Annotated in this window: 15 protein-coding genes; 4 read left to right on the top strand and 11 right to left on the bottom strand. The window is 70.5% G+C overall.

All coding sequences use genetic code 11. The features are described 5' to 3' along the window. Nucleotides 1–3: 3 nt before the first annotated feature. From ligA to ACWH95_RS13365, 3 genes are read right to left on the bottom strand one after another with little or no spacing between them, the layout of a single operon-like run. A complete protein-coding gene (gene ligA, locus ACWH95_RS13375; protein ID WP_454120803.1) occupies nucleotides 4–2,319 on the bottom strand; it encodes an NAD-dependent DNA ligase LigA in 2,316 nt (771 codons plus the stop codon). Between the two features lie 38 nt (nucleotides 2,320–2,357). After that, nucleotides 2,358–3,455 carry a tRNA 2-thiouridine(34) synthase MnmA gene (mnmA, locus tag ACWH95_RS13370; RefSeq protein ID WP_136031836.1) on the bottom strand — a complete coding sequence of 366 codons (1,098 nt, stop codon included), beginning with the start codon at nucleotides 3,453–3,455 and terminating at the stop codon, nucleotides 2,358–2,360. A 9-nt stretch (nucleotides 3,456–3,464) separates the two neighbouring features. Further along, nucleotides 3,465–4,640: a cysteine desulfurase family protein gene (locus tag ACWH95_RS13365; protein WP_454120802.1), complete on the bottom strand. Its 1,176-nt coding sequence runs from the start codon at nucleotides 4,638–4,640 to the stop codon at nucleotides 3,465–3,467. A gap of 104 nt (nucleotides 4,641–4,744) precedes the next feature. On the opposite strand from ACWH95_RS13365, the gene glgX reads away from it, so the two are divergent. The 3 genes from glgX (at nucleotide 4,745) to glgB (ending at nucleotide 11,158) form a co-directional block, all read left to right on the top strand. Further along, nucleotides 4,745–6,817 carry a glycogen debranching protein GlgX gene (glgX, locus tag ACWH95_RS13360; protein WP_247981636.1) on the top strand — a complete coding sequence of 691 codons (2,073 nt, stop codon included), beginning with the start codon at nucleotides 4,745–4,747 and terminating at the stop codon, nucleotides 6,815–6,817. Nucleotides 6,818–6,881: 64 nt separating this feature from the next. After that, nucleotides 6,882–8,954 (top strand): maltotransferase domain-containing protein, encoded by a 2,073-nt coding sequence (locus ACWH95_RS13355; protein ID WP_454120801.1) that lies wholly within the window; start codon nucleotides 6,882–6,884, stop codon nucleotides 8,952–8,954. Further along, nucleotides 8,951–11,158: a 1,4-alpha-glucan branching protein GlgB gene (glgB, locus tag ACWH95_RS13350; protein ID WP_454120800.1), complete on the top strand. Its 2,208-nt coding sequence runs from the start codon at nucleotides 8,951–8,953 to the stop codon at nucleotides 11,156–11,158. Before ACWH95_RS13355 ends, glgB begins: the two co-directional genes overlap by 4 nt. A 51-nt stretch (nucleotides 11,159–11,209) precedes the next feature. Here the strand turns inward: glgB and ACWH95_RS13345 are convergent, their stop codons facing one another. Both ACWH95_RS13345 and ACWH95_RS13340 read right to left on the bottom strand, forming a co-directional pair. Then, a complete protein-coding gene (locus ACWH95_RS13345; RefSeq protein WP_454120799.1) occupies nucleotides 11,210–12,145 on the bottom strand; it encodes a tetratricopeptide repeat protein in 936 nt (311 codons plus the stop codon). Further along, nucleotides 12,142–14,103, bottom strand: coding sequence for a glycosyl transferase (locus ACWH95_RS13340; protein WP_378803664.1), 1,962 nt, complete (start codon nucleotides 14,101–14,103; stop codon nucleotides 12,142–12,144). Before ACWH95_RS13340 ends, ACWH95_RS13345 begins: the two co-directional genes overlap by 4 nt. Nucleotides 14,104–14,280: 177 nt before the next feature. Between ACWH95_RS13340 and ACWH95_RS13335 the strand changes: the two genes are divergently transcribed. Further along, on the top strand, nucleotides 14,281–15,342 hold the full coding sequence (locus tag ACWH95_RS13335; protein ID WP_136031823.1) for an AI-2E family transporter: 1,062 nt from the start codon (nucleotides 14,281–14,283) through the stop codon (nucleotides 15,340–15,342). Nucleotides 15,343–15,369: 27 nt separating this feature from the next. Here the strand turns inward: ACWH95_RS13335 and ACWH95_RS13330 are convergent, their stop codons facing one another. From ACWH95_RS13330 to frr, 6 genes are all read right to left on the bottom strand, one after another. Next, on the bottom strand, nucleotides 15,370–16,092 hold the full coding sequence (locus ACWH95_RS13330) for an alpha/beta hydrolase (RefSeq protein ID WP_168442836.1): 723 nt from the start codon (nucleotides 16,090–16,092) through the stop codon (nucleotides 15,370–15,372). After that, on the bottom strand, nucleotides 16,089–16,376 hold the full coding sequence (locus ACWH95_RS13325; RefSeq protein WP_136031821.1) for a hypothetical protein: 288 nt from the start codon (nucleotides 16,374–16,376) through the stop codon (nucleotides 16,089–16,091). Before ACWH95_RS13325 ends, ACWH95_RS13330 begins: the two co-directional genes overlap by 4 nt. Nucleotides 16,377–16,385: 9 nt before the next feature. After that, nucleotides 16,386–17,060, bottom strand: a complete 675-nt coding sequence (locus tag ACWH95_RS13320) for an aggregation-promoting factor C-terminal-like domain-containing protein (RefSeq protein WP_136031819.1) — start codon at nucleotides 17,058–17,060, stop codon at nucleotides 16,386–16,388. A 65-nt stretch (nucleotides 17,061–17,125) separates the two neighbouring features. Further along, nucleotides 17,126–17,707 (bottom strand): DivIVA domain-containing protein, encoded by a 582-nt coding sequence (locus ACWH95_RS13315; protein WP_247981632.1) that lies wholly within the window; start codon nucleotides 17,705–17,707, stop codon nucleotides 17,126–17,128. After that, entirely contained in the window at nucleotides 17,707–18,849 is a 1,143-nt protein-coding gene (locus tag ACWH95_RS13310) for a phosphatidate cytidylyltransferase (protein WP_205814445.1), read from the bottom strand. The genes ACWH95_RS13315 and ACWH95_RS13310 overlap by 1 nt, the downstream gene beginning before the upstream one ends. 6 nt (nucleotides 18,850–18,855) lie before the next feature. Continuing rightward, nucleotides 18,856–19,410 carry a ribosome recycling factor gene (frr, locus tag ACWH95_RS13305; RefSeq protein ID WP_136031814.1) on the bottom strand — a complete coding sequence of 185 codons (555 nt, stop codon included), beginning with the start codon at nucleotides 19,408–19,410 and terminating at the stop codon, nucleotides 18,856–18,858. Nucleotides 19,411–19,463: the final 53 nt, after the last annotated feature.

Genomic DNA, 19,463 nt, shown 5'->3' with positions numbered 1-19,463 from the left:
CGTTCAGCCGAGGGCGTCGGGTCCCTCGGTCACCAGCAGGTGGAACTGTGCAGCGTCGAGGATGCGGATGCCCAGTTCCTCGGCCTTCGCGAGCTTGGAGCCGGCGCCCGGACCTGCCGCGACGAAGTCGGTCTTCTTCGACACGCTCGACGCGGCCTTGCCCCCCGCCTTGATGATCGCCTCCTGCGCTCCCTCGCGCGTGTACCCGTCGAGCGAACCCGTCGCGACGACCGTGAGCCCGTCGAGCACTCCGCCCTCGGCGACCGCAGCCCCAGGCCCCGGGTGCCCCGGCGTCGCCCACTGCACCCCCACCTCGCTCCAGCGCCGCACGATCTCCTGGTGCCAGTCGACCTCGAACCATGCGAGCAGCGAGTCGGCGATGATCCCGCCGACGCCCTCGACCGCGGCGAGCTCCTCCCGGGAGGCCGCCCGGATCGCGTCCAGCGAACCGAACCACTGCGCGAGGGCTCGAGCCGCCACCGGGCCCACGTGACGGATGTTCAGCGCGACGAGGAGTCGCCACAGGTCTTTCGTCTTGGCCTTCTCGAGCTCGGCGAGGAGCGTGAGCGCCTGCGAGGAGGGCTGCGGGCCCTCGCGCCCCGCCTTCCTCTCGGCCGCCGTCGGGTTCCGGCGGAACGGCGCCCTCGTCTTCACCAGGCCGTCCTCGTCCTCACGCGGCAGCCCGGTCTCGGCATCCCGGACCACGACCTCGATCGGCACGAGCTGGTCGAGCGTCAGCGCGAACAGCCCGGCCTCCGTCTCCAGCGGCGGCACGGCGGGTGACGTCGGCTGCGTGAGGGCCGCGGCCGTGACCTCGCCCAGCGCCTCGACGTCGAGCGCGCCGCGCGACCCGATGTGCTCGACACGCCCGCGAACCTGTGCGGGACACGAGCGCGCGTTCGGGCAGCGCAGGTCGATGTCGCCCTCCTTCATCGGCCGCAGCGGTGTTCCGCACTCCGGACAGTCGGCAGGCATCACGAACTCGTGCTCGGTGCCGTCCCGCTTCTCCACGACCGGCCCGAGCACCTCGGGGATCACGTCACCGGCCTTGCGCAGCACCACGGTGTCGCCGATGAGCACGCCCTTGGCCTTCACGACGTCCTTATTGTGCAGCGTGGCCTGACGCACGACCGACCCCGCGACGTGCGCGGGCGCCATCACCGCGAACGGGGTCGCCCGGCCCGTGCGTCCGACCGACACCACGATGTCGAGGAGCGTCGTCTGCACCTCCTCCGGCGGGTACTTGTAGGCGATCGCCCACCGGGGTGCCCGGCTGGTCGCGCCGAGCTCGTCATGCAGCTCCAGCTCGTCGACCTTCACCACGATCCCGTCGAGCTCGTGCTCGATGTCGTGCCGGTGCTCGCCGTAGTACTCCACGAAGTCGACGACCTCATCGATGCTGCGGCACACCCGCGTGTGCGGGCTCGTCGGCAGGCCCCATTCAGCCAGCAGGTCGTACACCTGGCTCTGCGCGGCCACCGGCGGCTGTGCCCAGGCGCCGATTCCGTGCACGTACAGCGCGAGCGACTCGATCCGCAGGAGCCCCGCCTCCAGTTCGAGCCCGTCCTTCTTGTCGATCTGCTGGCGCAGACCACCGCTGGCGGCGTTGCGCGGATTCGCGAACGCGGGGAACCGCCGTGCCGCAGCCGTGCGCGCCTTCTCCTCGTCGAACGGCTTCTTCACGCCGCCGCGGGCCTCCCACCGGGCGAGCGCGTCGGCGTAGGCGCGCTCGCGGAAGGCGGCCTGCGCGGCGTTGAGCCGTTCGAACGCCGCGACCGGGATGAACACCTCGCCGCGGACCTCGACGATCGGCGGATGCCCCTCACCACGCAGTCGCTGCGGGATCTCCGGCAGACGGAGCGCGTTCTCCGTCACGATCTCGCCCACCCGGCCGTCACCGCGTGTGGCGGCGGAGGTGAGCACCCCGTTCTCGTAGCGGAGGTTGATCGCGAGCCCATCGATCTTGAGCTCGGTGAGCCAGTCGACGTCACGACCGGCCGCCGCGCGGGTCTTGGCCGCCCACTCCCGCAGCTCGTCGACGGAGAACACGTTGTCGAGGCTGAGCATGCGCTCGGCGTGCTCGATCGTGGCGAGACCGGTGGCCTCCGCCGCTCCCACCATCTGCGTCGGCGAGTCCTGGCCCTGCAGTTCGGGGTGCAGGCGCTCCAGCTCTTCCAGACGCCGCATCCACCCGTCGTAGGTCGCGTCGTCGACGAGCGAGGTGTCGCGTCCGTAGTAGGCGTCTTTGGCCTCGAGGATGCGGGTCGTCAGCTCCTCGGCCTCGATCCGAGCGTCTTCCAGTGAGATGTTCTCCGCCACCTGCTCAGTCTAGGAGCGGCCGCCGACATCCGCCGGGATCAGACGCCGACCGGAACCGCCGAGACCGTGGTGTCGATCGTGAACTGGCCCAGCACGCGCGTGCCGACGTACAACACCGCGGTCTGCCCCGGTGCGACGCCGTCGAGCGGAACCTCCGGAGCCACACGGACGCCGTCCGCGGTCACGGTGGCCGTGGCGGGAACGGGGTCGGCGTGCGCGCGGATCTGCACGTCGCATGCGAAGGACGACTCCACGGGCGCCGCGCCGGCCCAGCTGAACCGCTCCCCCGCGATCTCGGCGATCGCGAGCGCCTCCTTCGGCCCGACGACCACGGTGTTGGACACCGGCCGGACCTCCAGCACGAACCGGGGCTTGCCGTCCGCGGCCGGCACCCCGAGCTTGAGCCCTCGCCGCTGCCCCACCGTGAAGGCGTGCGCGCCCTCGTGCTCGCCGACCACCGCGCCGCTGCGGTCGACGATCTCCCCGGTCTCCGCACCGACCTTCTCCGCCAGCCACCCGCGCGTGTCGCCGTCCGGGATGAAACAGATGTCGTGGCTGTCGGGCTTCTGGGCGACGGTCAGGCCCCTGGCTGCCGCCTCAGCGCGCACGACCGCTTTGGAGGGCGTCGTGCCGAGCGGGAAGTAGGTGTGCGCGAGCTGCTCGGCGGTGAGCACACCGAGCACGTACGACTGGTCCTTGGCGTTGTCGGATGCCCGGTGCAGCTCCCGGCCGTCCGGCCCCTCGATCAGGGTGGCGTAGTGCCCCGTGCAGACGGCGTCGAAGCCCAGCTCGATCGCCCGTTCCAGGAGCGCGGCGAACTTGATCTTCTCGTTGCAGCGCATACAGGGGTTCGGGGTGCGCCCGGCGCGGTACTCGGCGATGAAGTCGTCGATCACGTCGTCACGGAACCGCTCCGAGAAGTCCCACACGTAGAAGGGGATCCCGAGCAGGTCGGCGGCGCGGCGCGCGTCGAGCGCGTCCTCGATCGTGCAGCAGCCGCGGCTGCCCGTGCGCAGCGTCCCGCCCGCGCGGGACAGGGCGAGGTGCACGCCGACGACGTCATGCCCGGCCTCGACCGCCCTCGCCGCGGCGACGGCGGAGTCGACGCCGCCGCTCATCGCCGCAAGGATCCGCATGGGTCCAGTCTACGAGCGCGCAGCTGAGCCGGCGCCGGACGCACGCGCATACGCGTCCGCGATCACCGACAGCACGGCGTCCACGTCATCATCGCGGGAGGTGCGCCCCAGAGAGAAGCGCAGCACGCTGCGGGCGTCTCGCTCCGACCGGCCCATCGCCATCACCACGTGGGAGGGCTCCGCGACCCCCGCCTGACAGGCCGAGCCGGTGGACACCGATACCCCGGCGACGTCGAGGAGGAAGAGCAGGCTCTCCCCCACGGCCCCCGGGAACAGCAGCTGCGCATTGCCCGGCAACCGCACGTGCGGGTCGCCCAGGAGCTCGGCGGCGGGCACCCGCGCGCGAACGCCCTCGACGAGGCGGTCACGCAGAGCACGCAGCCGCCGCGCCTCCTTCTCGCGCTCGCTCTCGGCGAGCTCGACCGCGGTGGCCAGCGCCGCCGCGCCCGCCACGTCCTGCGTGCCCGCCCGGAGTCCCCGCTGCTGTCCACCGCCGCGCAGCAGCGGAGCGAGACGAGCCGACCGGGCGACCAGCAGTGCGCCGGTCCCGACCGGAGCACCCACCTTGTGGCCCGCGATGCTCAGCGCGACGAGCCCGCCATGACCCTCCGCCGACCCGCGCAGGCCCCGGAAGGAGAGCGGCACGTGGCCCAGGGCCGCGACCGCGTCGAGGTGCAACGGCACGCGGTTGTCGGCCGCGGCCGCAGCGAGGGCGGCCACATCGTTGATCGTGCCGGCCTCGTTGTTGGCGACCAGAGCCGTCGCGAGCGCGGCACCCGGAAGCGCGGCGGCGAAGCGGGGGTCATCGATGCGCGCCTCCGGCGACACCGGGACCGCGCGGACCTCCGCGCCCTCCTCGGCGAGAGCCGCGACGGTGTCCATCGTGGCGTGATGCTCCCCGTCGGGCAGCACGATCGCGGTGGTGCCCGCGTCCCGTGCGCGCCAGAGCCCCTGCACGGCGAGGTTGATCGACTCCGTGCCCCCCGAGGTGAACACGACCTCGATCGGGTCGGCGTGGAGCACCGCGGCAAGCCGCTCCCTCGACTCCTCCAGCAGGCGCCGCGCGTCCTGTCCGGCGCCGTGCGTCGACGAGGCGTTGCCCACGACGGTCGCCGCCTCGAGCCAGGCGTCGCGGGCCTCCGCGCGCAGAGGCGTGGTCGCCGCGTGATCGAGGTAGTGCCGCATACCTCGATTCTCCCCCGATCCCCGGTCGTGCGGACACGGTCGTGCCTCTGGGACCGGGTCCGCGCCGACATGAGACTGAAATGCAACACGCCTAGGGTGTAGTCATGCCTGACTCCCGCGTCCCCGTCGTCCCCGGTGGATCGGCCCTCGACGATCTCGGCGTCCGCCTGCACGACGGCGGCGGCACCCTGCGGGTCTGGTCGGGCAACGCCTCGTCGATGGAGCTGGTCGTCTTCGACGCCACCGACCTCGACTGGGTCACGGACCAGGCCGCGCTCGAGCGTCGGCCGGGCGGCGTGTGGGAGGTCACGTCTGCCCTGCTCCAGCCAGGAACCCGGTACGCGGTCCGTGTGGGTGGGCCGCACGGCCCCGGCAACACGTTCAACCCCGAGACGCTGCTGCTCGACCCGTACGCGAAGGGCCTCGCCCAGGGACACGGCTACCAGGAGTGGCGGTCGGTGGTCATCGTCGACGGCTTCGACTGGGGGAACACGAGCAAGCCGCGCATCCCGCTCGATCGCACCGTGATCTACGAGGGCCATCTCAAGGGCATGACCAAGCGCCACCCCGAGGTGCCGCCCGCGCTGCACGGCACGTACGCGGGTCTCGCACACCCCGCGATGATCGAGCACTTCCACGCGCTCGGCATCACCTCCGTCGAGCTCCTGCCCGTGCACGCCTTCGTGCCGGAGCCGCGCCTGCTCGAGCGCGGCCTCACCAACTACTGGGGCTACAACACCCTCAACTACTTCACGCCTCACGCCGCGTACGCCACCGAGGACGCCCGCAAGCGCGGACCGGAGGCGATCATCGCCGAGTTCAAGGGCATGGTGAAGCTGCTCCACGAGGCCGGGCTCGAGGTCATCCTCGACGTCGTCTACAACCACACCTCGGAGGAGGGCATCGGCGGCCCGCGCTCGAGCCTGCGCGGGATCGACAACGCGAGCTACTACCGGCAGGACGGGAACGGCGTCTACATCGACACCACCGGGTGCGGCAACACGCTGGACACCAGCACCGACGCCGGCGCCCGCCTCGTCCTGGACTCGCTGCGGTACTGGGCGGAGGAGATGCAGATCGACGGTTTCCGCTTCGACCTCGCGACCGCGATCGCCCGAGACGCCGCCCACACATACAACCCGGAGCATCCGCTGCTGCGGGCGATCGCCGCCGACCCCGTGCTCGCCGACACCAAGCTCATCGCCGAGCCGTGGGACGTGGGGCTGGGCGGCTGGCAGACGGGCAACTTCCCCACGGGGTGGCACGAGTGGAACGACCGCTACCGCGACCGGGTGCGCAACTTCTGGCTGAGCGACATCGACTACGCCCGTCGCGCCTCCGCCCCGGTGGGCATCGGCGGCTTCGCCACGCGCCTCGCGGGCTCCTCCAACACCTTCAGCGAGGAGCGCGGTCCGCTCGCCAGCATCAACTTCGTCACGGCACACGACGGCTTCACGCTCCACGACCTCGTCTCGTACGACGTCAAGCACAACGAGGCGAACGGCGAGAACAACCGCGACGGCGCCGACACCAACCGCGCCTTCAACCACGGCGTCGAGGGCCCCACCGACGATCCTGCGATCCTCGCTGCCCGCCGGAAGGCCATGCGCAACCTCCTGGGCACGGTCCTGCTGTCCGCGGGCATCCCCATGCTCACCGCCGGCGACGAGGTCGGGCGCACTCAGCGCGGGAACAACAACGCCTACGCCCAGGATTCTCCCCTCACGTGGCTCGGATGGGAGCTGGAGCCGTGGCAGCAGGATCTGCGCGCGCACGTCACGCGGCTCATCCGGCTGCGCCAGGAGAATCCCGCTCTGCGCCCCAGCCGCTACGCCCGGCTCGGCGAGCACATCCCGAACGCCTCGGTCATGGACTGGTACGACCAGAACGGCGAGACGATGGAACCGGGGCAGTGGAACGATCCCGGCAACCGCACGCTGCAGTACGTCGCCGCCTCCACGCCCGACACCGAGGCGGCGAACCGCATCCTCCTGATCGTGCACGGCACGGAGGCGCCGATCGACGTGCGACTGCCGCTGGAGATCGACGGCGCGAACCGGTTCGTCTCGCTCTGGTCGAGTGCCGACGAGCACCCCTCCGCGCACGCGGAGGTCTTCGAGCCCGGCGACGTCCTGTCCGTTCCCGGCACCTCGATGCGCCTGTTCCGCGTCGAGTGATAGCACGGTTCTGCGCCCGGGTCGAGCGGTAGGCTCCGGCACACCGGAGCGGTAGATTCGCACTGTGACTGCACGTGCTGGTACCCGGCCCCCGGCTCTCCGGAGCCCCGCTCAGATCCCGCCGCGCGAGTTCGACGGCGCCGACCTCCCCGGCGAGCTGCGCACGACGCGGATCCCGCTCCTCGACGGCTCGCCCTCGGTCCCCGGCGGCTTTCCCGCGAAGGCGTTCGCCGGCGAGGTCGTGCCGTTCCGGGTGGTGTCGTTCCGGGAAGGGCACGACCTCATCGGCGTGCGCGTGCGCCTCACCGACCCCACCGGAGAGCGGAGCCTGCACCGCCTGACCGCGCTCGCGGACGGCACCGACACGTGGATGGTCTCGATCGCGCTGGACCTGGAGGGTCCGTGGCGGTATCGCTTCGAGGCCTTCTCCGACGACTACGCCACCTGGGCGCATGCCGCACGGCTCAAGCTCGCCGCCGGCGTCGATGTCCCGGTCGTGGCCGCACTCGGCGCCGAGCTGCTGGCCAGGGCCGCCGCCGAGAAGGACCGGCCAGCGGCCCAGCGTCGCCGCCTGCGCGAGGGCGCCGAGGCGCTGCGCACGGGAGACGCCGCGATCGCCGCCTCCCTCGCGGCAGACCCGGAGCTCGCGGTCGTCTTCGCCGAGCGTCCCCTGATGTCGCTGCGCTCCGCCTCTGCGGACCAGCACCTCCACGTCGATCGCACGCGAGCAGGGGTGGGTTCCTGGTACGAGTTCTTCCCCCGCTCGGAGGGGGCGCGGCGGCTGAAGGACGGCTCGGTGCGGAGCGGCACCTTCCGGACGGCTGCGAAGCGGCTCCCCGACGTGGCGGCCATGGGGTTCGACGTGATCTACCTCGTGCCCATCCACCCCATCGGCTCGACCAACCGCAAGGGACGCAACAACACGCTGGTGGCCGAGCCGGGCGACCCCGGATCCCCGTATGCGATCGGTGCGGCCGAGGGCGGGCACGACGCCATCCATCCCGACCTCGGTAGCGCCCAGGACTTCCGGGCCTTCGTCCGGGCTGCTGAGAAGGAAGGGCTCGAGGTCGCGCTCGACCTCGCGTTGCAGGCGTCCCCCGACCACCCGTGGGTCCGCGAGCATCCGGAGTGGTTCACGACCCTGCCGGACGGCACGATCGCCTACGCGGAGAACCCGCCCAAGAAGTACCAGGACATCTATCCGCTCAACTTCGACAACGACCCCGAGGGCATCGCCGCGGAGATGCTCCGGGTCGTGCAGCACTGGGTGGCACAGGGCGTGCGCATCTTCCGGGTGGACAACCCACACACGAAGCCGCTCCGGTTCTGGGAGTGGCTCATCCGCACCGTGAACGAGAGCGATCCGGGGGTCGTGTTCCTCGCGGAGGCCTTCACCCGTCCCGCCGTCATGCGGGCGCTCGCTGCGGTGGGTTTCCAGCAGAGCTACAGCTACTTCACCTGGCGCAACACCAAGGCGGAGCTGGAGGAGTTCCTCACCAGCATCTCCCACGACACCGCGGACTACATGCGACCGAATCTGTTCGTGAACACGCACGACATCCTCACCGAGTACCTCCAGTTCGGCGGCCGGGCGGCCTACCGCATCCGGGCCTGCATCGCGGCCACCGCGGGGCCGGTGTACGGGGTGTATGCGGGATACGAGCTCTTCGAGAACGTGGCGCGTCCCGGCTCGGAGGAGAACATCGACAACGAGAAGTACGAGTACAAGTTCCGCGACTGGCGCGGTGCCGAGGAGCGCGGTGAGTCCCTCGCCCCGCTGCTGCGTCGGCTCAACGCGATCCGCGCCGAGCATCCGGCGCTGAGGCAGCTGCGGAACCTGGAGACCCACTGGAGCGACGACGACGCCGTCCTGGTCTACAGCAAGCACCTCGATGCGGCGTTCACCGGCACCGGACAGGCAGACACGATCATCGTGGTCGCGAACGTCGACCCGCACTCGGTCAGGGAGACCACGGTCCACCTCGACACGACCCGCTGGGGTGTCCCCCCGGGCGAACCGTTCGAGGTCGAGGATCTGCTGACCGGCAGTGTCTGGACCTGGAGCGACCACAACTACGTGCGGCTCGACGCCTTCGCCGAGCCGGTGCACATCCTGAAGGTGAGGGAGAGAGCATGAGCTTTGCCGAAGAAGCGATCGCATCCGCCGAGTGGATCGCCGTCGCCGAGGGACAGCACCACGATCCGCACGCCGTGCTGGGAACCCATCCCGCGGAGGACGCCGCGGGGCGGACGGTCACGATCATCCGCGCCCGCCGCCCGCTGGCCTCCTCCGTCGCCGCCGTGTTCGCCGACGGCACCCGGCTCGAGCTCTCGCACGTGACCCACGGGCTGTGGGAGGGCCGTCACCCCGGGCCGCCCGTCCCCTATCGACTGGCGACGCGCTACCGCGACGTGGACGACGAAGCGATCACCGGCGACCCGTACCGTCACTCCCCCGCGCTCGGCGAGCTCGACCTGCACCTCATCGCGGAGGGACGGCACGAGCGGCTCTGGGAGGTGCTGGGAGCGCATCCCACCACGCACGACGGCGAGGCGGGTGTCGCGTTCGCGGTCTGGGCGCCGAACGCCAGCGCCGTACGCGTGGTCGGAGACCACAACGGGTGGAACGGCGAGACGCACGCCATGCGGTCGATGGGCGTGAGCGGCGTCTGGGAGCTGTTCATCCCCGACCTGCCGCTCGGCACCCGGTACAAGTACCAGATCCGCACCCGCGCCGGTGCGTGGATCCTCAAGGCCGACCCGATGGCGCTCGCCGCGCAGCTGCCGCCGGAGACCGCGTCGGTCGTCACCGCCTCGACCTATGCGTGGCAGGACGGCGCGTGGATGACCCGGCGCGCCGCGACCCACGCGGTCGCGCAGCCGCTCTCGGTCTACGAGGTGCACCTGGGCTCCTGGCGGGGCGGCCTCGGCTACCGTGAGGTCGCCGATCCCCTCATCGAGCACGTGCAGCAGACGGGGTTCACCCACGTGGAGTTCCTCCCGCTCGCCGAGCACCCGTTCGGCGGCTCCTGGGGCTACCAGGTCAGCGGGTACTACGCGCCGACGAGCCGCTACGGCACGCCGGACGATCTGCGCTACCTCATCGACCGCTTGCACCAGGCGGGCATCGGCGTGATCCTCGACTGGGTCCCCGGCCACTTCCCGAAGGACGAGTTCGCGCTCGCCCGCTTCGACGGCCAGCCCCTCTACGAGCACCCCGATCCCCGCCGCGGCGAGCATCAGGACTGGGGCACGCTCATCTTCGACTACGGTCGCCCCGAGGTCCGCGGCTTCCTCGTCGCGAACGCCCTCTACTGGCTGGAGGAGTTCCACGTGGACGGGCTGCGCGTCGACGCGGTCGCCTCGATGCTGTACCTCGACTACTCGCGCCGCGACGGCGAGTGGGAGCCCAACGTCCACGGGGGTCGCGAGAACCTCGAGGCGATCCGGTTCCTCCAGGAGGTGAACGCCACCGCCTACCGCCTGCACCCCGGGATCCTCATGATCGCGGAGGAGTCGACGAGCTTCCCCGGCGTCACCGCGCCCACGGATCACGCGGGACTCGGGTTCGGGTTCAAGTGGAACATGGGCTGGATGAACGACTCGCTGCAGTACATCGCCCGCGACCCGATGTATCGCGCGCACCATGAGGGCGAGATGACGTTCTCGTTCGTCTACGCCTTCGGCGAGAACTACGTGCTGCCCATCAGTCACGACGAAGTGGTGCACGGGAAGGGCAGCCTGCTCGCGAAGATGCCCGGCGACCACACGCACAAGCTCGCCAACGTCCGCGCCTACCTGGCCTACATGTGGGGACACCCGGGCAAGAAGCTGCTGTTCATGGGCCAGGAGTTCGGGCAGCTCGCCGAGTGGTCGGAGGGGCGCGAACTCGACTGGTGGCTGCGCGAGCAGCCCTCGCACGCCCAGCTGCAGGACTTCGTCGGCGCGCTCAACGGCGTGTACCGCGGCCAGGCGCCGCTGTGGGAGCGTGACAGCGACGGATCGTCGTTCACGCGGCTCGGCGCCCCCAGCTGGGACCCCTCCGTGATCGCCTTCGAGCGGCGCGACGCCCACGGCGGGCGGCTGGTGGTCGTGAGCAACTTCGCCGGGGTCGAGCGCACCGGCTACCGACTCGCACTCCCCCGCGAGGGCGTGTGGCAGGAGGTGCTCAACTCGGACGCCGCGGAATACGGAGGACACGGATCGGGCAACCTCGGCATGGTGGTCGCCGTGCGCGACGACAGCGGCACCGCGACGGCGGCGATCACGCTCCCCGCGCTGTCGACCCTCTGGCTGCGTTACCAGCCCGAGCCGCACGTCCCCACCGTCAACAACGGCTGAGCTGCGCCGGCCGCGCCCCGCGAGGACGACCTCGACCGGGGCGCGGACGCCTCAGAACAGCAGCGAGGACAGCCGGTTGCGCGCCGACACGACGCGCGGGTCGGCGGGGCCGATGAGGCCGAACAGCTCCACGAGCCGCTCGCGCACCGGCGCCCGCTGGTCCGACGGGAGCTGAGCGAACAGATCGAGGAGCCGCGCGAACGCGTCATCCACGTGCCCTCCGGCGAGGTCGAGATCCGCCACGTCGAACTGCGCCTGCACGTCGAGCGGTCCGGCGGCGGCCGCGGCCCGCGCCTCCTGCAGATCGAGGCCCTGCACGCGGTGGAGCAGGCGCACCTGCCCGAGCCCGGCGATGGCGTCTTCATCGCGCGGGTTCTCGGCCAGCGCCTTCTCATATGCGCGGATGGCGGCGGCGTAGTCGCCCGCCTCGATCGCGGCGTACGCCTCGGCGTGGAGCGGGGGCAGCTCGGGCTCGACCGGCTCGGGCGCATCCGCTGCGGCATCGCCCGAGATCGAGAGCGTCCCGGACACGCCGTTCTGCGCCGCTACCTTGAGCAGCTGGGCGAACACCTCGCGCACCTGCTGCTCCGGCACGGCACCCGTGAACATCGGCACCGGCTGCCCGGCGATCAGCGCGACCACCATCGGGATCGACTGCGCGCGGAAGCTCTGGGCGAGCTGCGGGTTCGCGTCCACGTCCACCTTCGCCAGCAGCACGCGACCGCCCAGCTCGCGGGTGACCTTCTCGATGATCGGGCTCAGCTGCTTGCACGGCCCGCACCACTCGGCCCACAGGTCGACCACGACCGGGACGGTGCGGGAGATCTCCAGGACCTCGCCGAAGGTCTCGTCCGTCGCATCGACGACCACATCGGTGATGCCCTGGCCCTGCGTCGCGGGGCCGCCCCCGGAGGACGGGGTGGGGCGGTTGCGGAGACTCGAGAGGTCGACGGCGCCACGCAGCGCCGCGGGAGAGATGTCGGTCACTTGATCACCTTCACGGAGAGCAGGTCCTGGGTGGAGGCCAGGAGCTTGATCGGCTCGCTCGAACCCTGCGAGGGGACGGCGAAGAACAACTGACTCAGGTACGTCGTCTCGACACCCGTCGACGACTCGGTCACGCCCGTGAGCGCCTTGGCCTGCTCGTTGTTGCCGAAACGGATGACGACGTCGGAGTTGACCGGGGTGATGGTCTCGACGTCGAGCACCGAGACGGCGACGATCGCGCCGCTGTCGAGGGTGGTCATGGAGACCGGCTCGGCGGTCGTGGGCGCCGCCTTGAACGCCGTCTTCGATGTCTCGGCAGCATTGGCATCCACGAGCCCCTGCACCACGGTCTGCCGCCCATCACGGATCGACTGGGCGACCGCCAGCGAGAGATCGTCGAACTGGCCGTAGTACTGGCTCTTCTCCACGTTGTCGACCACGTCGGAGAACGCCGTGGCCACCTGGTCGGGCGGCAGCGTCAGGAACGCGGAGTCGGCCGGCACCATGGAAGTGCCGAGCCAGCTCGCCGCGACCTCCGGGAACTGTGCGTCGGCGGCCATCTGGGCCAGGTTGGTCACCTTGTAGTTCGACCACGGGTCGTCCTGCGTCATCGTGAGCAGCACGGGCGGGACGGTGTCGTCGTCGGCGCTCTGCGAGAGCATGAGAACGGTGCGCGGCCAGCGGTCCGTGGCCTCGGGCAGCACGACCCGCACGTCGTCGGTGGGGATGGCGACGGGAGGCGCGTCGTTGGTGACCTTCGCGCGGATGGCGTAGTCGGCGACGCGCTCCTCGAGCGCGGGGCCGACGAGGCGGGTGGCCGCGAGGTCGGCGTCGAGGGTGCTGTCGGCCTCGGCGACCGTGTCGGCCAGGCTCTTCAGGATGCGCTTCGCCTGGGCCTCGGTGACCGCCGGCGGCTTCTGGTTCTCGGGGGCGATGACGGTCGGCGACGGCGAGGGCGTGGCGGAGGCGTCGCCCAGCTGCGGCCAGGAGTCGGCCGAGCACCCGGCGGCCAGGAGCGCGGTGAGCCCCAGGGCGGGCAGGACCAGCATCCGACGGCGGCGCGTCGCTCCGGCGGCGCGCAGGGAGGACTTCCCCTCCGGCTCTGTGCGAGGCGTCGGCTCGTCCTCCACCACCTCGGCGTCCTCGACACCGGGGTCGGACGTCGGCTTCGCGTCGGCCGCATCGAGAGCCGCGCGCTCGCCCGCGGGCAGTGCGGCGACCTCGATCGGCTCCGTCATCGGGAGCGGCCCGGGGCCTTTCCGGCGCGGCCCACGTCCGCGGCGCTGGTGGCGGATCGCGAGGATGTAGAGCACGAGGCCGATCACGAGCACGATCCCACCCGCGACCATCAACGGTCCGGCGAGCGGGGTGCTGTTGTCGAGGGGCCAGGAGACCACGATGTCGTCCGGAGCGTCTTTCGTGCCGTCGTAGGCGATGAGCACGCTCGTGCCCTCCGGGAGCTGCATGTTGTCGGCCGTAAGCAGGTTCTCCTCGCTGAAGGAGTCCAGCCACAGGTCGGAGCCGACCGGGTCGCGACCTGCGGGCTCCTCGGTCTCGGCGTCGGTGGCCGGCGTCTCTTCGGGTGCCGGCGTCGCTCCCGTCTCGTCGCCGGGCTCCGTCGTCTCCTCCTCAGCGGGAGCCGAGACGTGCTCCACCACGAACTCACCGTCGTCACCGACCGAGACGTGGTTGTAGTCGGAGTCGGCCAGCCAGGCCTGCATGTCGGCGGTCCGGCCGTAACTGGCGAAGATCTCGCCCTCGCCGCTCACCACGAGTTTCTGCGAGCCCGGGTTGGTCCGCAGCACGTCGCCGTCCATCAGCACGAACGGCGCGGGCTCCTCGATCGAGACGCGCTCCTGCTGGTTCGATGGGCCCATGAAGACGGTCCGCTGAGCGATACCCGCGCCGATCAGCACGGCAGCCAGCACGAAGGCCACCACGGCCCATACGAAACGCACGAATAGTCTCCTCACGCATCGCGAATACCCGCCCGCGACGCCACACTCGACATTTCAGACTAGCGAAGTCACCTGTGTGTTGCCCACGAGCAGTTCCCGTGGGCAACGGACGGCACGTCGTCGCGGCACCGTGCTCCGGGCTCGATAGCCTTGCTGCAGCCGTCTCGAGGAGCACCGATGAAGATCCACAATCCGTTCCGCACCGCCCTCGTGGCGACGCTCGGCGTGGGACTCGGGATCCTGCTGATCAGCAGCGTGCAGACCCTCTCGACCGTGCTGCTCTACATCGGGACGGCGCTCTTCCTGAGTCTGGGCCTCGATCCGCTCGTCTCGTTCCTCGAGCGACGGCGACTCCCCCGGTGGCTCGCCGTGCTCGTCACGATCCTCGCGGTCCTTGCGGTCTTCGTCGGGATCATCCTGATCGTGCTGCCGGTGCTCGTCGACCAGATCTCGCAATTGATCGCGCAGATCACCACGATCGTCCAGCGCGGCACCGCGATCGACGACCTGAAGGACTGGATCCAGGAGACGTTCCCGAACCTTCTCGTCGACGACGTCTTCAACTACATCGAGGACTGGCTGACCACGAACCTGGCGGAGATCGGGGGGTCGATCGGACAGGGAGTGCTGATCGCCAGCGGCGCCGTGCTGAGCGGCGTGTTCGGGGCCTTCATCGTGCTGATCCTCACGATCTACCTCACGGCGTCGACCCCGTCGCTCAAGCGAGCCGTGTACCAGCTGGTGCCGTCGTCGAAGCGCGACCGGTTCATCGACCTGTCCGAGCAGATCACCGATTCGGTCGGCTACTACGTCATGGGCCAGGTGTCCCAGGGCGTCATCAACGGCGTGCTCAGCGCGATCTACCTGACGATCATCGAGGCGCCGTTCCCCGCCGTCCTCGCAGTCATCGCGTTCTTCTTCTCCCTGATCCCGCTGGTGGGCACACTCACCGGTTCCACGATCATCGTGCTGGTCTGCCTGATCCCCGGGCTCGGCTCCCCCGCCACCGCGCTGGCCGCGGGGATTTACTACCTGATCTACATGCAGATCGAGGCGTACGTCATCTCCCCGCGCATCATGAGCCGCGCGGTCTCCGTCCCCGGCGCGGTCGTCGTCGTCGCCGCGCTCGCCGGCGGCAGCCTGTTGGGTCTGCTCGGGGCGCTCATCGCCATCCCCGTCGCGGCGAGCATCCTGATCATCTACCGCCAGGTGCTGATCCCGCGCATGAACGACCTCTGACGCGTCGTCCGACGCGCCGCGCGACGGTCAGGAGTCGTCAGACCAGTGCGTCGGCAGTGGGAGCGCCGACGGGTTCACAGCAGCGACCACCTCGGTGAGCACGCGTCGCGTCTGCGTCTCCCCCACCCAGAGGTGCTTACCGCCCTCCACGGGGATCAGACGCGCGTGCGGGATCGAGGCGAAGCGCTTCTCGGCCTCGGCCGGCCGCAGATAGTCGTCGAACTCCGGAACCAGGACCACGACCTCACGATCGGCTTCCGCCCAGGCGGCGACCTCTTCGTCCGTCGCGCGGTGCAGCGGCGGCGACAGCAGGATGATGCCCTCGATCGCGTGGTCGCGGCCGTACTTCAGCGCCAGCTCCGTGCCGAACGACCAGCCCAGCAGCCAGGGGCGCGGCAGCGCGCGAGCGTGCACGAACTCCATGGCCGCGGCGACGTCGAACTGCTCCAGAGCCCCGCCGTCGAACGCACCATCGCTCGTGCCGCGCGGAGACGTGGTGCCACGGGTGTTGAAGCGCAGGACCGCGAGATCGGCGAGGGCGGGCAGACGAGCCGCCGCCTTCCGCAGGATGTGCGAGTCCATGAATCCGCCGGCCGTGGGAAGCGGATGCAGCGTGACGAGCGTCGCGACCGGCTCGCTCTCCGCGGGCAGGGCGAGCTCCCCGACCAGGGTCAGGCCGTCCGCCGTCGTCAGCTCGATGTCCTCGCGGCGCGCCGGCAACTGCAGCGGTCCCCGGATCTCGATGGTCATGCGATCCTCCAACAGTGGTTGTGCCAATGCCGGCGGTCGGCGAGGGCGGCAGCCTCCCCCAGAACCCCGTCCGCCCGCCAGGCGACGACGTGCGCGGTACCGGGCTCGATCACCCGTCCGCACCCCGGGCAGACGTACTCCTTCAGCGCCTGCACCGCGGAGACGGGCTGAACGGTCCACTCGACACCGCGACGGATCTCCGTGCGCTTCCACCCCGCCAGCAGGCGATCGAGCGACGCGTCGGGGTCAGGGCGCGCCGGAGGGCGTCGACGTGAGCGGGGCATGGTGCCTGCTCACCACCAGTGGTTGGTGGTCCAGAAGTTGTACGCGCCCGCCCAGCTGCCGTAGCGACCCGTGGCGTAGCCGGTGGCCCAGCGCAGGTTGTCGACCGGGTTGTAGCCGTTTCCGGGCACCTTGCTGCACGGCAGCGCCTGCACGAGACCGCAGGCACCGGACGACTTGTTCGTCGCGTTGGGGTTCCAGCCGCTCTCGCGCGACACGATGTAGTCGACGTACTGCCAGTCGCTCTGAGCGATGCCGGCCGCAGCCATCCACTCGGCCGGCGCACCGCCACCGCTGTACGGCGGGAGCGATCCACCGCCGGAGGGCTTGCCCTTCGATCCGCTCGTCGCGGTCGGGGCGGGCGGCGGGGGCGGCGGCTTCGGCTTGACGTAGATCTCGAACGTGCCACGGGCGAGCGGAGTGATCTCGGCGCCCTTCACCGTCACCGTCAGGTCCTGCGTGTCGGCGAGGGCAGCGGCGTAGACCGACTCCGGCGACTCCTGCGGGGCGGGCTCTGCGAGAGCGACGCCGGTCGGTGCGACCATCGCGGCGGCCAATCCGACGACAGCCAGCCCGCTGAAGGCACCGGCGACGCCACGACGTCGCGTCCACCGGCGGGCTCCTCGGGACACCGACGTCGCGGTCGCGGCAGGCACCGGCGACGCAGCGGTTCGATCGAGGTTCATGTCGTTTCGGGAGTACACGATGGGAGACAGTTTACGCACAGGAGCCTGGACAGGCCATCCACGACTCAGCGGACCGCCAGGATCACGTCGATCGTCGCGTCCAGGAGCGCGTCCACCTGCTCCTCCCGGTACCCCCCGCGCTGCATGCGGAACGCCGCGGATCGGAGCTGCTCCGCGGTCAGGGGGTCGCCGTCGCGCAGGTAGCGGACGATGCGCGACATCACATGATCGACCTCGTCGACGCGGTAGCCGAAGGTGAGGATGCCGGTCCGGCCGAAACGGTGGCGCGCCGGCCGCGCGAGGTGATCGAGGATGACCTGCGCGTCCGCCCTCGCCTGCTCGACCCAGGCACCCGCACCCAGCGATCGCACGGCGCGCTCCCGCTCGCGTGCAGCGAAGGCGTCCTCCACCCGTCCGAGTGCGGCGTCCACGTCAGCGACGACGTAACCCTCCTTGACGAGGGGGAAGGAGGCCGTGCGGACGGCGTCCGCCGTGAGCTCGTCGCTCCCGGTCTCGAACGCGCGGCGCGCCGACGCGAGGAACGTGTCGACGGCTGCACGGTGATATCCCCGCGTGCGCCCCGACGTCACCGCGAACGCAGGGGGCGCCGAAGGCCGGGTCTTCTCGTCGGTCCGGTTGTCGGTCATCACAGCACCACCCAGGGAGAGAGGAGGAAGTAGAGGCACAACGCGGGGATCGTCGAGGGCAGGATGCTGTCGAGTCGATCCAGCAGACCGCCGTGACCGGGCAGCCAGGAGCTCATGTCCTTGATGCCGAGATCGCGTTTGAGCATGGACTCGCCGAGGTCACCCAGCGTCGCGGACAACAGGATCGCTGCTCCGAAGATCAGTCCGCCCCACCAGGGCAGATCGAGCAGAAGGATCGCGAGGAGCACACCGGCGACGAGCGACGCCACGACAGCACCGCCGAAGCCCTCCCAGGTCTTCTTGGGACTGATCCGCGGTGCCATCGGATGGCGTCCGAACGCGAGACCGGCCGCATAGGCACCGGTATCAGCGGCGACGGCGATGGCGATGAAGCTCAGGACCCACCACTGCCCGCCCTCCTGCTCGAGCAGGATCAGCGCCACTCCCGCCAGGAACGGGACGTACACCTGCACGAAACCGCCGATGACCGCATCGGTGAGCACGTCGCCGTAGGTGCGCCCGTCCTTGGCGATCATCTGGGCCACCAGACGCCAGACGATGACGAACGCCACCGACACGAACAGCATGACCCACGACAGCCACGGCGCCGCGAAGTAGGCGCCGAGGACGAGGAACGTCGCAGCGATCAGCTGCGGCACGACGTCCACACGGCGCCCTGCCGCCCGCAGCGCGCGGGACAGCTCGTACACACCGAGCAGCGCGGCGGCGAGGGCGAACGGCACGAACAGCGCCTTGATGAAGAGAAGCGAGGCGAGCAGGGCACCGCCGAACGCGAGCCCGATCAGGATCGCCAGCATGAGGTCGCGCCCCGTCCGCTGCTTGATCCGCTCGTTCGCCTGATCGAACTGATCCCGTGCGTGCGACACGTGCGTGCCGAACTCGTCGCGGGCGGCGCGCCACTGCTCGCGGATCGCGTTGTGATCGGCCGTGTCGAGGCGTCGCGCCGGACCGGCCGGCGTCTCGGGCTCGGGAAGCGGCGGGCGGGGCGGCACCGCGGCGACGTCGAACCCCGGGAACGCTGCATCGGCGAGCGGGGCGCCGGCCTCGGACACGCCATCGTCACGCGCATCGCGGCGCGTGAGCGGCTTGCCCTCCTCGGCGTCTCGCGTTTCGTCGGTCATGCGGGCTTACACCTCGAGGAGTTCGGCCTCTTTGCGCTTGAGCGCGTCGTCGATCAGATCGACGTGCTGACGCGTCAGCGCGTCCAGCTCCTTCTCGCCGCGGGCGATCTCGTCTTCACCGAGCTCGCTCTTCAGCGCATCGAGCTCGTCCTTCGCCTTGCGACGGATGCCACGCACGTGCACCTTCGCGTCCTCGGCCTTCGACTTCACGAGCTTGACGTACTCCTTGCGACGCTCAGCCGTGAGCTCCGGCATCGTGACGCGCACGAGGTTGCCGTCGTTGGTGGGGTTCGCACCGAGGTTCGGCATCTCGCGGATGGCCTGCTCGATCGCCTTCAGCGCCGACTTGTCGTACGGGGTGATGATGAGCGTGCGCGCCTCCTGGTTCGCCAGGGAGGCCAGCTGCGCGAGCGGCGTCGGGGTGCCGTAGTAGTCCACGAGCACCTTCTGGAAGAGCTGGGGGTTGGCGCGGCCCGTGCGCACCGTGGAGAAGTCCTCCTTGGCAGCCTCGACGGCGCGAGACATGCGGGTAGTGGTTTCAGCGAGGACATCCGCGATCACGGTGACTCCTATCGTCGGGGTGTTCAGAAATTCTATCGGTCGGGCGTGCTCGA

The organism is Microbacterium sp. NPDC055502 (assembly GCF_053643635.1).
Note: the sequence above shows the minus strand (reverse complement) of the source record. Positions and strands in the feature narration are given on the sequence as shown.

What these genes read in the sequence shown, in the direction of transcription:
- mnmA (WP_136031836.1), bottom strand. Translation starts at nt 3,455, where the DNA reads ATGCGGATCCTTGCGGCGATGAGCGGCGGCGTCGACTCCGCCGTCGCC.
- ACWH95_RS13365 (WP_454120802.1), bottom strand. Translation starts at nt 4,640, where the DNA reads ATGCGGCACTACCTCGATCACGCGGCGACCACGCCTCTGCGCGCGGAG.
- glgX (WP_247981636.1), top strand. Translation starts at nt 4,745, where the DNA reads ATGCCTGACTCCCGCGTCCCCGTCGTCCCCGGTGGATCGGCCCTCGAC.
- glgB (WP_454120800.1), top strand. Translation starts at nt 8,951, where the DNA reads ATGAGCTTTGCCGAAGAAGCGATCGCATCCGCCGAGTGGATCGCCGTC.
- ACWH95_RS13335 (WP_136031823.1), top strand. Translation starts at nt 14,281, where the DNA reads ATGAAGATCCACAATCCGTTCCGCACCGCCCTCGTGGCGACGCTCGGC.
- ACWH95_RS13330 (WP_168442836.1), bottom strand. Translation starts at nt 16,092, where the DNA reads ATGACCATCGAGATCCGGGGACCGCTGCAGTTGCCGGCGCGCCGCGAG.
- ACWH95_RS13325 (WP_136031821.1), bottom strand. Translation starts at nt 16,376, where the DNA reads ATGCCCCGCTCACGTCGACGCCCTCCGGCGCGCCCTGACCCCGACGCG.
- ACWH95_RS13320 (WP_136031819.1), bottom strand. Translation starts at nt 17,060, where the DNA reads ATGAACCTCGATCGAACCGCTGCGTCGCCGGTGCCTGCCGCGACCGCG.
- ACWH95_RS13315 (WP_247981632.1), bottom strand. Translation starts at nt 17,707, where the DNA reads ATGACCGACAACCGGACCGACGAGAAGACCCGGCCTTCGGCGCCCCCT.
- ACWH95_RS13310 (WP_205814445.1), bottom strand. Translation starts at nt 18,849, where the DNA reads ATGACCGACGAAACGCGAGACGCCGAGGAGGGCAAGCCGCTCACGCGC.